Origin of the sequence: Enterococcus gilvus ATCC BAA-350, assembly GCF_000407545.1 — a bacterium.
In the GTDB taxonomy this organism is placed as follows: Bacteria; Bacillota; Bacilli; order Lactobacillales; family Enterococcaceae; genus Enterococcus_A; species Enterococcus_A gilvus.
Genome location: NZ_ASWH01000001.1, coordinates 2435671 through 2448661, shown reverse-complemented (window position 1 = coordinate 2448661; position 12991 = coordinate 2435671). Strand labels below are relative to the sequence as shown.

14 protein-coding genes are annotated in these 12991 nt (G+C 44.6%); 11 read left to right on the top strand and 3 right to left on the bottom strand.

Features of this window, described 5'->3' with window-relative positions:
• Nucleotides 1–73: 73 nt before the first annotated feature.
• The 3 genes from dltC (at nt 74) to I592_RS12215 (ending at nt 3026) form a co-directional block, all read left to right on the top strand.
• Nucleotides 74–307, top strand: coding sequence for a D-alanine--poly(phosphoribitol) ligase subunit DltC (gene dltC, locus I592_RS12225; RefSeq protein WP_010779891.1), 234 nt, complete (start codon nt 74–76; stop codon nt 305–307).
• A complete protein-coding gene (gene dltD / locus I592_RS12220) occupies nt 307–1572 on the top strand; it encodes a D-alanyl-lipoteichoic acid biosynthesis protein DltD (RefSeq protein WP_010779892.1) in 1266 nt (421 codons plus the stop codon). Before dltC ends, dltD begins: the two co-directional genes overlap by 1 nt.
• A 365-nt stretch (nt 1573–1937) precedes the next feature.
• Nucleotides 1938–3026 (top strand): hypothetical protein, encoded by a 1089-nt coding sequence (locus I592_RS12215; RefSeq protein ID WP_010779893.1) that lies wholly within the window; start codon nt 1938–1940, stop codon nt 3024–3026.
• Between the two features lie 36 nt (nt 3027–3062).
• Here the strand turns inward: I592_RS12215 and I592_RS12210 are convergent, their stop codons facing one another.
• Both I592_RS12210 and I592_RS12205 read right to left on the bottom strand, forming a co-directional pair.
• Complete coding sequence (locus I592_RS12210; RefSeq protein ID WP_010779894.1) at nt 3063–3689, bottom strand: response regulator transcription factor; 627 nt, start codon at nt 3687–3689, stop codon at nt 3063–3065.
• 39 nt (nt 3690–3728) lie between these two features.
• Nucleotides 3729–4829: a sensor histidine kinase gene (locus I592_RS12205; protein ID WP_010779895.1), complete on the bottom strand. Its 1101-nt coding sequence runs from the start codon at nt 4827–4829 to the stop codon at nt 3729–3731.
• A gap of 154 nt (nt 4830–4983) precedes the next feature.
• Between I592_RS12205 and I592_RS12200 the strand changes: the two genes are divergently transcribed.
• From I592_RS12200 to I592_RS12190, 3 genes are read left to right on the top strand one after another with little or no spacing between them, the layout of a single operon-like run.
• Nucleotides 4984–5916, top strand: a complete 933-nt coding sequence (locus tag I592_RS12200) for an ABC transporter ATP-binding protein (protein WP_010779896.1) — start codon at nt 4984–4986, stop codon at nt 5914–5916.
• 10 nt (nt 5917–5926) lie between these two features.
• Complete coding sequence (locus I592_RS12195; protein ID WP_010779897.1) at nt 5927–7063, top strand: ABC transporter permease; 1137 nt, start codon at nt 5927–5929, stop codon at nt 7061–7063.
• Nucleotides 7050–8222, top strand: a complete 1173-nt coding sequence (locus tag I592_RS12190; protein ID WP_010779898.1) for an ABC transporter permease — start codon at nt 7050–7052, stop codon at nt 8220–8222. The genes I592_RS12195 and I592_RS12190 overlap by 14 nt, the downstream gene beginning before the upstream one ends.
• Before the next feature lie 93 nt (nt 8223–8315).
• Here I592_RS12190 and I592_RS12185 read toward each other — a convergent pair whose 3' ends face one another.
• Nucleotides 8316–8726: an NUDIX domain-containing protein gene (locus I592_RS12185; protein ID WP_010779899.1), complete on the bottom strand. Its 411-nt coding sequence runs from the start codon at nt 8724–8726 to the stop codon at nt 8316–8318.
• A 173-nt stretch (nt 8727–8899) separates the two neighbouring features.
• Between I592_RS12185 and I592_RS12180 the strand changes: the two genes are divergently transcribed.
• From I592_RS12180 to lplA, 5 genes are all read left to right on the top strand, one after another.
• Nucleotides 8900–9979 carry a M42 family metallopeptidase gene (locus I592_RS12180; protein WP_010779900.1) on the top strand — a complete coding sequence of 360 codons (1080 nt, stop codon included), beginning with the start codon at nt 8900–8902 and terminating at the stop codon, nt 9977–9979.
• 110 nt (nt 9980–10089) lie between these two features.
• Nucleotides 10090–10254: a hypothetical protein gene (locus I592_RS21655; protein WP_010779901.1), complete on the top strand. Its 165-nt coding sequence runs from the start codon at nt 10090–10092 to the stop codon at nt 10252–10254.
• Between the two features lie 96 nt (nt 10255–10350).
• The gene (locus I592_RS12175; protein ID WP_010779902.1) at nt 10351–11124 is read left to right on the top strand and encodes a DUF975 family protein; all 774 of its coding nucleotides are present in this window, start codon (nt 10351–10353) and stop codon (nt 11122–11124) included.
• Nucleotides 11121–11858 carry an MBL fold metallo-hydrolase gene (locus I592_RS12170; protein ID WP_010779903.1) on the top strand — a complete coding sequence of 246 codons (738 nt, stop codon included), beginning with the start codon at nt 11121–11123 and terminating at the stop codon, nt 11856–11858. The genes I592_RS12175 and I592_RS12170 overlap by 4 nt, the downstream gene beginning before the upstream one ends.
• A gap of 41 nt (nt 11859–11899) precedes the next feature.
• Nucleotides 11900–12907: a lipoate--protein ligase gene (gene lplA, locus I592_RS12165; RefSeq protein ID WP_010779904.1), complete on the top strand. Its 1008-nt coding sequence runs from the start codon at nt 11900–11902 to the stop codon at nt 12905–12907.
• Nucleotides 12908–12991: the final 84 nt, after the last annotated feature.

The following is a 12991-nucleotide window of genomic DNA, read 5'->3' as shown; positions in this document are numbered from 1 at the left end:
CAGAGAAATTTTTGTGTAGCAATGATAATTAAAAAACCAAGTACTAATTAAAAAACGAAATGGAGCGATTGACATGGAAGACACATTATTTAGCATTTTAGAAGATATTACAGGGACAGAAGAAGTAAGAGACAATCCAGATGTAGATTTATTTGAAGAAGGATTGATGGATTCTTTAGCGACAGTCCAACTATTGGTTGAGATCGAAGGACAATTAGGTGTTCAAGTTCCTGTATCAGAGTTTGACCGCGCTCAATGGAACACACCGAACAAAATCATTGAACAAGTGAAAGCTTTGCAAGCTTAATGAAAAAGAAACTCTTCGGTATCTTTGGGCCGGTCCTTTTAGCGGCAGTCTTATTGGTTCTTCTGTTTTTTTCACCATTTAAAATTAACAGCAACGATCCGAAGTTGATCAAAGCTGCATCAAGTTCAATGGCTGGAAATGTTTTACGAGGAAACAGTATTACAAAGGAAGCTCTAAGTACGGATAACTATGTACCCTTTTTCGGCTCCTCTGAGTTGAGTCGGATCAGTCCGTTTCATCCCTCTGTTTTAGCGGAGAAATATGATCGCGGGTATACACCCTTCTTGATGGGGGCGCCAGGAACGCAGTCATTGACGCAATTCATGATGATGCAATCGCTGGGAAATGAATTGAAGGATCGCAAAGTCGTCTTCATTATTTCTCCTCAATGGTTTGTTAAAAACGGGATCAAGCGGGATTACTTTGATGCCTATTATTCTCCAGAACAAACGTTGAATTGGTTGTTGAATTTGAAAAAAGTCGACGAAAGTGACAAATACTTGGCACAACGTTTGACCCACTACGGAGTGGTAAGAAAAGACGAACGTTTAGATCGAATGCTTGATGCGGTGATGAAGGGCAAGCTGCCGAATAAAACGGATATTGCATTCAGCAAATTGAAATACAATATGCTAGAGCGGGAAGATCAATTGTTCAGTACGATCGGAATGATCAGCAAACAAGATCAAATCGATAAAAACACGAAACGTTTGCCTGATGAATACGACGCTCATGAACTGAATACATTGGCGAACCAGCTAGGTAAGCAAGCAACACAAGGCAATGAATTTGGGATTCAACAACGGTTTTATGATCAACGGATCAAACCGCATCAAAACCGTTTAGCCAATTCACAAAAAAATTGGGATTACCGCTACTCTCCAGAGTTCTCTGATTTCCAATTAGCGTTGGATCAGCTTGCGAAGAAACATGCGGATGCGCTCTTTATCATTCCGCCAGTCAATGGTCGTTGGGCGCGATACACGGGGCTTTCAGATCAGATGCTGCAAGAATTCTCTGCGAAGATCAAGTACCAATTGACCTCTCAAGGATTCACGAATATTGCGGATTATACGAACGATCAAAACACGCCTTACTTTATGCAAGACACGATCCATTTGGGTTGGAAGGGCTGGTTAGCGGCGGATAAAAAAATCAAACCATTTTTGAAAAACAATCAATCGCAGGCCAAAAACTACACTATCAATAACCCGTATTTCTTAAGCAACGAATGGCAAGAAATGAACCCGGGCGAAATTAAATAAAAGGAAGCAAGCCATAAACAATAAATGTTGTTTATGGCTTTTTTTCAAATATTAAAAAAGAGGCGTGTTTTTTTATAGAGCATTTTAGAGAGAAAAGGCAATTATAAGAGGATTTTTACGGCTTTTTTTAAAAAGGAAAATATGTTTTTTAATAAAATTCAAAAAATGCAATCATCAGATTTAACGAGGTTTTGATAGGGTTTGATTCTAAATATACAGTTATTTATAACCTGAAAATTAACATTTTACCGATGAAAGTGGTACGATTATTTTATTTTTTGAATAATTTTGGGTTAGTAATTTTACGCAACAAGGGGTATGATTTTCTTAACTAGAAAGCGTTCACAACGAAGGAGAGAATGAAGATGCCCGTTAAAAAACCTGAAACACCCTTATTGCCTCGACAAATTTTTGGGATAAAGCGCCAATCATTAGAGAAAAAAATGACCGCGTTTTTTGCCGCTACAAAAGATACGTCTTCGGTCGTGGAGTATGCCGTTGCGATCATGGTCAGAAATGCCCTTTGTAATGGGGATTTTTCGTTCTTCTTAAGGGAACTTCTTTGTGAAATATTCCTTACTGCCGAACCGAGTGATGTGCTGCGCCATTTTTGTGTGTATTTTAAATCGTATTTTTCAGGTGGCGACTGGGGGCAGGTCATTGATCGCCTGTTCAAGAATAAAAAAGAGTACCATCGGATGACGCAGCAGGCGCAAGTATACAATCAACGACTGAAGACACCTGGAACGGGGGAGTGTAAAAATCCCGATCTACACCTCCGGCTCCTCACAGTCTTCGAGGATGCCAACGGGAAACGGCATTCTCTCACGATCAGGGACAGCGATGAAAGCCGCACTAAAACAGAGACAGACGGGCTATTGGAGATACTGACGACCTTGACGGTGTTTGAAAACGAGGGCGTCCGCCGCTTTACCAAATTGTTAAAATCCAATCGTCCTGGAGCTAAAGAAACCTTTGGAGAGGAAGAGGAGTCGGCGGCAGTGTCAAAAGGGGACGAAGTGTCAGCGTCCGTGCCTATTGCAAATGAAGCCCCTACACAAGAAATCGTTACAGCAGAAGCTGCGGAAGAAGCAGAGAAGGAGACGCTTAAAATCATGGTGCCCCACGGGTTTGATCCAAGATCCTTGAGCGATGAGGAAGCGGTACTGTTAGTCAAAGCACATTTGCCAGAAAACAAAACGCTGGCAGATATCCAAGTACTGTTCGTAGAGCGGCCGGCAGAAGCAGCCAATGAGGCATCTGTCAAAGAAACGCCGGTTATGGTTTCTGAGGGATCGGCGCCTGCGACGAACGAAGACGTTTCTCCCGCTGTCACAGTCGCTGATCCGCCACCGAAAAAGAAACGAAACAGACCGCTCTCAGCAAAAGAAGCCTATATCCAAGGACTGATCAATGATAGGAAAGCAAAAAAAGCGATGGCAAAGAAACAGTAAAAAACCTGAGAAAAAACATTTCCCAGGTCGCGCTGCTCATTGGTATTTTTGATAATAAAAGATCGCTAACTGCGTGCGGTCCCGCACATCAAGTTTTTCCAGCAGTTGGCTGATATTGTTGCGGACAGTCCCTTCGCTTAAAAATAATTCTTTCGCGATCTCTTTGTTGTTTTTTCCATTTGCGACAGCGATCAGGATGCTTTTCTCTCGTTCAGACAGCTCTACGCTCGGATGTTTGCGGGGCAATTGATCAGTCAGGATCGACGCCAGCTTTCCTGCGATCTCTGTGCCAAAAACGGATTGGCCGTTAGTGACTGCCTTGATCGCCGGGACGATGCTGGCCAAGTCTTGTTTGATGAGGTAGCCCTTTACGCCGATCTGCAATGCTTCGCGGATGTATTCGTCATCGGAAAAAGTCGTTAGCAACAAAATAGCAGCGTCTGGAACGTGCTTGAATATTTCCTTTGCGGCTTCGATCCCGGTACTTTCTCCCATGCGAATATCTGTTAACAAAACATCGGGGCGTTCTTGCAAGTAGAGGGTGACTGCTTCTGAGGCGGCATTTCCTGTACCGACGACTTGGATCTCATCGGAAATTTCTAAAATAGTTTTCAATGATTCCGTTACTAACGGGTCATCATCGACTACGACGACACGAATCATACATTTCCTCCTATTCATGGATCAAGACCAGTCTCCCCATCAGCGGGGATGGCGGATCGTATCAGAATCTTTCTTTGGTAAAACAACATGGATCAAAAAATGGGTGGGATTTTGTGAGAGATGCAGTTGACCATTGATGTGTTCCACCCGCTGCCGCATGCTTTTTAATCCGATCCCGCTGCCCTTTTTTTTGCATATCGTTCCATTGTCTGCGACCTGTAATTGGTAAAAAGCAGGCAATTCAGTTAACGAAAGCGTGACTTTAGTGGCATTGCTGTGCTTCATCACATTCGCCAGCGCTTCTTTGAGCACCATCAGCAAGGTTCGCTCCTGTTCAGGCGTCAAACTATCGGGGATCGTCCCATCAAGGGCGACCTCACAAAACTGAAAATCCGCCAACAATAAGTCCAGCCCTTTTTCAAATGACAGGGAGGTCTCATGAAGATCATGAACGCTCTCGCGAATATTGTCCATGCCTGTATGGACGGTCGTTTTCAGTTGATGAAGCGGCTTTTTTAGGCAGTCGCTTTGATTGATGGCCTCGATAGCACCAAGCTGAATGATCGCACTGGATAACAGATGTCCGACATTGTCGTGGATATCCCGTGCGATCCGATTTCGTTCCTCTGAGATCTCCAGATCAATGAAGGTCTCCTGCGAGTGGATCAATTCTTGATTCTTTTGCTTTAACAGTTCTTGCTTTTCCCAACTGTCATCCTTTAATTGCAGCAAATCCTCTGTTACCTCGCGCTGCTTTTTTTCTCGCCAGGCGAGTAAAAGGGCAAATCCAATCAAACACACCACCAACAGCCGCTCAGGCAACGAGTAGGTCTCCAGAAGGAGCGGCACCCCCAGCAGGATCACGCCCCAATATAGCTGAAGCTCTTCCCGAAAAGCGAGCCGGACACTTGCCGGTAAAAAGACCACTAACGGCGGCCAGAAAAAACTCGACAGCAGCAAGGGAAGGGTCCCCAGCACCTGATTCCATGGTTTTTCAAGCAATAAAGCCGGTCCAGCAGGTAAGATACTTGCCAGCAGGAACACCACCATATAGGGTTCAAAGCCTCTCTGCATCAGCAGCAAGATACCAATCACTTCCAAAAAGAAAAAATCTATCCAATGATTTGTCTGTTTTCTCATAAGTACTCCTAAATGACTAATAAATTCGCTGCATATCGTTCAATGGGCCACAAAATGACATTTGTCATTTTGTAATTGGCGGAAACTCACTACTGCGATCTTCTTGATTTCATTATAGTAAATGTAAGAAGAAAAGGAAAAGGAGTTTTTTCAAATGTTGATCGAGATCGAGAACTTAGTAAAGCGCTACGGGGATTTCACTGCGCTGAATCATTTAAATTTATCGGTAAAAAAAGGCGAGATTTTAGGCTTGTTGGGTCCAAATGGCAGCGGAAAATCTACGACGATCAATTGTGTGTTGTCGTTGCTGACCTATGATCGGGGATCGATCAAAATTTTCGGGGAAGAAATGGGTCCAGAAAAATACGGCATCAAACAAAAGATCGGGATCGTACCGCAAGAAATCGCTCTGTTTGAAGAATTAAATGTGACAGATAACATCAATTACTTTTGTGGATTGTATATTCAAGAAAAAGAAAAGCGGGCGCAATACGTGGAGGAAGTGATCCAGCTCGTAGGTTTGGGAGAGTTCCGCAAATTCTATCCGAAGCAGCTTAGCGGAGGCTTGAAGCGACGGCTGAATATTGCTTGCGGGATCGTCCATAAGCCAGAACTGATTTTTTTAGACGAGCCTACGGTAGCGGTCGATCCGCAAAGCCGCAACAAGATCCTAGACAGTATCAAGGAATTGAATCGGCAAGGGGCAACGATCGTTTACACGACGCATTATATGGAGGAAGTCGAGATTCTGTGTGACCATATCGTGATCATCGACCAAGGGCAAGTAATCGCTGAAGGCAGCAAAGAACAATTGAAGAACATGGTCAGAGAAAACGAGAAGCTGATCATTGAAGTACCCGGCTTGACGCGAGCGCAGGTCGAGCAAGTAGGGGCATTTCCTACGATTTTGGAAGTTGCCTACGACGAGAGCTATCTGAAAGTGACGACGAAGGATTTGAAAAAAGCGCTGCTGCCGATTTTGAATTACTTTGAAGCGGAAAAGATCATGTATGCCAATATCCATACCCAAGAAGCGACGCTGAACGATGTCTTCTTGGAGATCACTGGGAAAGAATTAAGGGATTAGGGGTGAGACGATGTTTATACGATTATTCTATTATCGCTTGCGGGTCCTGCTGAGAAACCGCAGCTTGCTTTTTTGGACATTGGCCTTTCCTATCGTTTTAGGGCTGCTGTTCAACTTGGCCTTTGGCAACCTGGATCAGATGTCCTCCATAAAAACGTCCACTGTGGGGATCGTGGCAAAAGATGAAGCAAAAACGACTCAATTTAAGGCTGTCCTGAAGGAAATCAAAAATGACGATGAAGTGATCTTCAAGGGCAAGGAGCTTTCAAAAAAGGAAGCGCAAAAGCAATTATCTGACGACGAGCTCTCAGGATACTTTGAAGTCGACGCGGATCGCATCGAATTGTTTGTCAGCAAAAGCGGCACGCAGCAAACGATTTTAAAGGAATTGCTGAGTCAATATTTGCAAAACACCAATAAAGTTGAAACCCTAATGGCTTCCGGCACTCTTCAGCCGCAGCGTCTCAATCAGGCGTTAGAGCAAAAGAATTATATAGAAGACGGCAATGATACGGGGAATTTTAACTTGAAATCTTTTTATTTCTTCACGCTGGTGGGAATGACGATCATGTACGGCTTCATGTGGGGGTTGCGTAATGCAAATGACCAGCAGGCGAATCAATCACCCGAGGGAATGCGCTTGTGTCTGATCCCGCGGAACAAATTGCTGGTGTCCTTTGCAAATATGCTGGCAAGTTTTGTCTTGTTCTTTGTTCAAACGGTCCTGATCCTGTTGTTTTATCGTTTTGTGTATCAAGTCGCCTTTGGGGATCAATGGAACTATATTTTGTTCGTCTGTGCGCTGGGGACCTTTACATCGATCGCCTTTGGGACGCTGATCGGAAATGCGTTATCGAAAGTCGATTTTCAGCAGAAGGTTTCCATCGGCATCTCCATCTCGATGATCATGAGCTTTTTAGCAGGGATGATGGGCTCACAGTCGATCAAGTATTGGATCGATGTTCACGCGCCCTTTTTGAGTCGGATCAATATTGTGAACTTGATCAGTGAAAGCCTGTATCAGTTGTTTTATTACCAATCGCTGCGTCCGTTTTACCACAACATGATCTGGCTGGCAGGATTTGGTTTATTGTTTGTCTTACTCAATTACTCATTCGAAAGGAAGGTGCAATATGACCACTTATAGAGCGATTCTGCAAATTCTAAATAAGAACAAGGGCTCGCTTCTTCTTGGGATCATCATCATGGCAGTGATCACCTTCTTTTACGCAGGGCAACTGTCACAAGAGGCAGAGGAATTGAGCGGGGCGAAGATCGCGATTCTTTCAAAGGACGATTCCGCGATTGAAAAAGGCTTTGTTGAGTACCTTGGAAAGCAGCACACGATCGTCAAGTTGAAGGACACCTCTCAGAAAAGTCTGGATGACGCGCTTTACTTTAACGAAGTCGAATATATCCTGGAGATTCCTAAAGATTTCTCTGAAAAACTAGCGGAAGGAAAGCCTGTGAAGGTGGCGAGCAAGACCCGTCCGGCGACTTTTTCCCAATCACTGGTGGATACGACGATCAATAATTATTTAAACACGTATTCTACGTATAAAAAACAGTTGCCGAACCTTAGTCAAGACGAGCTGTTAAAGAAAACCAAAGCGACCTTGAGTGAGACCGGCAGTGTTCATTTTGATTCAAGCTACAACAAAAGGAAGACGCAGCGTGTCAAAGGTCAGATTTATAATCTGCTGTCTTACGGGATGTTCATGTCGATCTTTAGCGGATATGCGGTTGTAAATCTTGCCTTTAATCGTGAAACGATCAGTCGTCGCAATAGCTGTTCACCACTGTCACGACGAAAACTGGCGCGAAAAATATCCCTTGGAAATTTGCTCTATTCGCTGTTTTGCTTGGTGATCTTTTTAGCCTTCGTCCAGCTTGTTATCAGAAGCGGCTTTGATCAGGCGATCGGGTACTTCATTCTTAATACCGTGGCGTTCTTCATGGCGATCGTAAGCTTTTCGATCATGGTCACCAGCATCATGCAAAATGAAGATGCGATCGCCGGGATCAATAATATTTTCATTATGGGGAGCTGTTTTGTCGGCGGGGTCTTCGTGCCGAGTGAATTTTTGCCAAGCGCAGTGAACAAGGTCGCTGCCTTCACGCCCACGTACTGGTTTGCCCAAAACAATGAATTGATCGGAAAAACCATTCATTTTGACCGCGTCTTTTTGGATAACTTTTATTTTCAATCTGGGGTCCTGTTGGCTTTTGCAGCCGTTTTCTGGGTGATCCATCTGATCACAATGCGGGAAAAAGGAACGTGGTCCTTAAAAAAAGTTCGCACATAATCAAAAGAAGCCTTCCTTAAGTGGCGGCCTCAAAAAGTCAAAGGAATCCACGGACTTTTTGGAGCTGCTCCTGCAAAGGAAGGGCTTCTTTTTTTATACGTCAAAGTATTTCTGTTGTTCGTTGCCAAAAAAGACCGGCAGCAGCTCGTTCAAGGTTCCAGCCAAGGAATGCTTGTTCAAGGTTTCTTTATCGACCCAAAAGAGCGCTTCTGGCAAGGGCTGCTTTTCGACATGGGCGGTATAAAGAAAAGCGAGTTCTCGTGTGCCTTTCCGTTGATTGTTCCATTCCGCTGTTCCTTGCAGAACGGGCTGGATAGACAAGCCGGTTTCCTCTTTTATTTCTCGTAAGGCGGCATGATAGCTGCCTTCGTTTGTTTCTACGTGCCCACCGGGAAAGGTCCAGCCGGGCCAATCTTTTTTCTTACGGTCTTGTACTAAGATTTCTCCTAACTCATTTTCGATCATTACCATCATCGTCAGTTCGATCGCTAATTCGCGTGCCATTTGATCACCTCCCAGTGATTATACAACATACTTCGCAGATTTTTTTGACAATGGTATACTGAATTTATGCAAAACGACTGCTCGTCCTATTTTTTGTATGAAGATCAAAGCTATTTTTCAGCGTATTCGAGCGGTGCAACAACTAGTATGTAAAGGAAACAGGAGGAGTTATAGTGGAGAAAAAGGAAGAACAATTATTGATCGATCTGACTTCAGCGCGAGGGATCGCGGGAAATGAAGAAGAAGTCAGAGACGTGTTCAAAAACTACGCCAAGGAATTTTCAGATGATATTTTCTTTGACGGTCTGGGCAGTGTCATCGCAAAGCATGGCGCAGGCGGCGGACCAAAAGTCTTTATTTCTGGTCACTTAGACGAAGTCGGCTTCATGGTCACTAAAATTACGGAAAAGGGCTTTTTAGAATTTCAAACGATCGGCGGCTGGTGGAATCAGGTGATGCTGGCGCAGCAAGTAGAAATCAAGACCCGCAAAGGCGACATTGTCCATGGCGTCATCGGATCGAAGCCTCCCCATGTTTTGACGCCGGAAGCACGGAAAAAACCGTTTGAGATCAAAGATATGTTTATTGATATTGGTGCAAGCAGCGAGGAAGAAGCAAAAGAATGGGGCATTCGCCCAGGAGACATGGTGACGCCGTACATTCAATACCAACGCATGAATAAGTCAAAATTCTTGCTGGCAAAAGCATGGGACAACCGCATTGGTACAGCCGTTGCGCTGCGGGTATTGGAAAATCTTTCGAAGCGCGAACACCATAATGTTTTATTTGCCGGCAGCGACGTGCAGGAAGAAGTCGGCTTGCGAGGCGCACGTACGAGCTCCCACATCGTCAATCCCGATATCGCTTTTGCCTTGGATACAGGGACCGCAGGAGACACACCGGGGATGACACCGAAGGAAGCAGATTCTGTTCTTGGAAAAGGACCGCAGATCTTGATCTATGACGCGTCTATGGTTCCTCATAAAAAACTATTGAATTTCGTGACCGATGTTGCGGAGGAGTTAGAGATTCCCTTCCAATACACGGTGATCGCTGGCGGAGGGACGGATGCGGGACAGATGCATTTGACACGCGATGGGGTGCCGTCACTGGCCATCACAGTGCCTGTTCGTTACTTACATTCACATACCTCGATCATCCACGAAGACGATTACTTCAATACAGTGAAATTAGTGACTGAAGTCGTTGCTCGTTTGGATTACGAGACCGTTGGAGAGATCAAGAATTATTAAGAGCCTCTGTACCTACAGATCGTTGTTGTTTTATGTCCATTTGTTCATAGAGGGACCTGTTTTGATCGGGTCCTTCGTAGTCGGTCGCTGTTTCGAATAAGGAGTCGAATATGAATAAGAAAATAGATACAAAACGTACCGAATTGGAGCATCTAAAAGCAGAATTGAAAACCTTCAAGAAGCTCAATTATGCGAATGTTCCAGTGGCTTTAGAAGCAAAAAGAGTGGAACGGAAAATCCAGCAGCTGACGAAAGAAATAGCGGAGCTGCAATAACTAAAAAATAAAATGACACTTCAGACAGCGAAGCGGCGGGTTTTCCATTGGAGAAAACGCCATCGCCGTCTGGGAAAAAGAAAAGGAAGTGGGTTCATGAGTCTTAGCAATTATCGCCAACTAGCCAAGGATCGATTAAGTGGGCAGTGGGGAATCAACGTTGGATTGGTTGTGATCGTGGGGATCTTGACCGGAGCGATCAGCAGTGTTACATCAAATTTCAATAACGAGGGCATTCAATTCACCCTTTCATTTTTATTGAGCATCTTTGTCCTTTTTGCATTTAGCTATGCCTTGTATTACATCAGCTTATATGTTGTGCGAGGCGGCAGAGCGGAATTGGGCCAAATCTTTGTCGTATTTCAAAAAGGCTATTATGTTCCGTTGTTACTGATCAATATTATTGCGCAAGTGGTTCAATATGCCTTGGCAGCCGTGTTCTTTGTTCCCTTATTATTACAAGCAGGAGGCAGTGTCTACCTGTCCTTGATTTCTTCAGGCGGCGTAACGAGTGCAGAGAATGTTACGGCCTTGATGAGCATCGGAGTCATCGGACTGTATGTCATCTTGACGTTGGTTTTCTTATTAGTCAGTACGATCATCAGCATTATTTTCAAATTTGCTGTGTGGGTGAAATTTGATTACCCGGATTTAAGTGTCGGTGCCTGTATCAAGTTGGCGTGGTCTCTGTTGAAGGACCGTTGGGGCAAATACATTCTGTTGCAATTATCCTTTATCGGCTGGTACATTCTTGGACTTGTTGCTTTGGTCGTCGGCCTGCTCTTTGTTGCTGTCTATGTCAATACAGCAAGCGCAGCATTTTATGACCAAGCCTTGAAAGAAAAAATCGAACAGGGGGAATTCGCATGAAAGTAACCGTACTCGGTTGTTTAGGTGCGTATCCATATGAAGGCCAAGGAACCACCAGCTATTTGCTGGAATCAGAAGGCTTCCATTTATTATTAGATGCCGGCAGCTCGACTTTGGTGGAGCTGGAAAAGGAGCTTGATCCTTTGGCATTAGATGCGGTGATTTTGACCCATTACCACCACGATCATATTGCGGATCTGGGGGTATTGCAATATTATTGGCAGCTTTACCCGACCCAAACGCCAAAACCTATTTTGCCGATTTATGGGCATACGGAGGATGACGTTCATTTCAATGAGTTGACGATGGAAGGCGTGACAGAAGGGCGCCCGTATTTCGAAGCAGAAGAATTGAAAGTCGGGCCGTTTCTTGTTACGTTTATGAAGACGATTCATCCGGTCCCTTGCTATGCGATGCGGTTTGTGGAGGAAAAAACAGGTGCTGTCTTCGTCTTCACCGGAGACTCTGGCTATCTAGAATCCTTCAATGAATTTGCCAAAGACGCGGACCTGTTTTTAGCCGATACGTATTTATTTGATGGCAATGAACACCATAAAGCCCACTTTACGGCGGGAGAAGCCGGAAGGTTCGCCAAACATGCCGCAGTCAAAAAATTGGTGTTGACTCATTTGCCGCAGCACGGCGATCTGGAAGAATTACGCCAACAGGCGGCGGCTGTCAGCGGAGGCATCCCCGTTGAATTAGCAGCGCCTCATAAAGTGTTTGAGTTTTAGACAAAAATTTTATTCCTTAATCGGAGTTAGGAGTTGGAAATATGCTTTATGTACCAAATGACAACGAACGTGACCCACGAGTAAATCTTGCCATCGAGACGTATTTATTGCAAAACATGCCCTTAGACGAACCAATCCTGCTTTTCTACATCAATGAGCCTTCGATCATCATCGGTCGGAATCAAAACACGATCGAAGAGATCAACAAGGACTATGTCGATGAAAAAGGGATTCATGTCGTTCGACGATTGAGCGGCGGCGGTGCGGTGTATCATGACCATGGGAATTTGAATTTCAGCTTCATCATGCCAGATGACGGCAACTCCTTTAGGGATTTCAAAAAATTAACGGAGCCTATCGTGGAAGCCCTCCACAAGCTAGGCATCGAAGGGGCTCAATTGAAAGGCCGCAACGACTTAGTGATCGAGGACAAAAAATTCTCCGGCAATGCGATGTACTCAACCAATGGTCGGATGTTCGCCCACGGCACGCTGATGTTTGACAGCGACATCGATGAAGTCGTGAATGCGTTGAAGGTCAAAAAAGACAAGATCGAATCAAAAGGGATCAAGTCGATCCGTTCCCGCGTGACGAACATCAAAGAATTCTTGCCGGCGGACAAACAGGACATGACCACCGAAGAATTCCGCCAAGCGATCCTCTTGCAGATCTTTGGTGTGGACAGTGTCGATCAAGTCAAGACCCATGAGTTGACTGACGAAGATTGGAAAGCCATCAATCAGATTTCTGAAGACTACTACAAAAATTGGGATTGGAACTACGGCCGTTCGCCTGAATTTAATCTGGAACGCCAAAAACGTTTCCCGATCGGTTCTATCGAGGTTCGCCTAGACGTTGCCAATGGTGCGATCGAAAAGGCAAAGATTTTCGGTGATTTCTTTGGATTAGGCGAGATCAAGGATGTCGAAGAGCAATTGGTGGGCACTCGTTATGATAAGAAGGCCTTAGAAGACCAGATTGACCAGATCGACCTGACGCATTATTTTGGCAACATCACAAAAGAAGACTTTTTATCATTGATCTATTAAGACAAAACGCCCCTTCGATCTCAGAAGGGGCGTTTTTTTTAGTATCAGACTTCAAGAAAACAGACTGTAAAAATCGTTTTCTTT

Bases quoted from the DNA above. Each gene is read 5' to 3' on its own strand.
- dltC (WP_010779891.1), top strand. From the start codon at position 74: ATGGAAGACACATTATTTAGCATTTTAGAAGATATTACAGGGACAGAA.
- dltD (WP_010779892.1), top strand. From the start codon at position 307: ATGAAAAAGAAACTCTTCGGTATCTTTGGGCCGGTCCTTTTAGCGGCA.
- I592_RS12215 (WP_010779893.1), top strand. From the start codon at position 1,938: ATGCCCGTTAAAAAACCTGAAACACCCTTATTGCCTCGACAAATTTTT.
- I592_RS12210 (WP_010779894.1), bottom strand. From the start codon at position 3,689: ATGATTCGTGTCGTCGTAGTCGATGATGACCCGTTAGTAACGGAATCA.
- I592_RS12205 (WP_010779895.1), bottom strand. From the start codon at position 4,829: ATGAGAAAACAGACAAATCATTGGATAGATTTTTTCTTTTTGGAAGTG.
- I592_RS12200 (WP_010779896.1), top strand. From the start codon at position 4,984: ATGTTGATCGAGATCGAGAACTTAGTAAAGCGCTACGGGGATTTCACT.
- I592_RS12195 (WP_010779897.1), top strand. From the start codon at position 5,927: ATGTTTATACGATTATTCTATTATCGCTTGCGGGTCCTGCTGAGAAAC.
- I592_RS12190 (WP_010779898.1), top strand. From the start codon at position 7,050: ATGACCACTTATAGAGCGATTCTGCAAATTCTAAATAAGAACAAGGGC.
- I592_RS12185 (WP_010779899.1), bottom strand. From the start codon at position 8,726: ATGGCACGCGAATTAGCGATCGAACTGACGATGATGGTAATGATCGAA.
- I592_RS21655 (WP_010779901.1), top strand. From the start codon at position 10,090: ATGAATAAGAAAATAGATACAAAACGTACCGAATTGGAGCATCTAAAA.
- I592_RS12175 (WP_010779902.1), top strand. From the start codon at position 10,351: ATGAGTCTTAGCAATTATCGCCAACTAGCCAAGGATCGATTAAGTGGG.
- I592_RS12170 (WP_010779903.1), top strand. From the start codon at position 11,121: ATGAAAGTAACCGTACTCGGTTGTTTAGGTGCGTATCCATATGAAGGC.
- lplA (WP_010779904.1), top strand. From the start codon at position 11,900: ATGCTTTATGTACCAAATGACAACGAACGTGACCCACGAGTAAATCTT.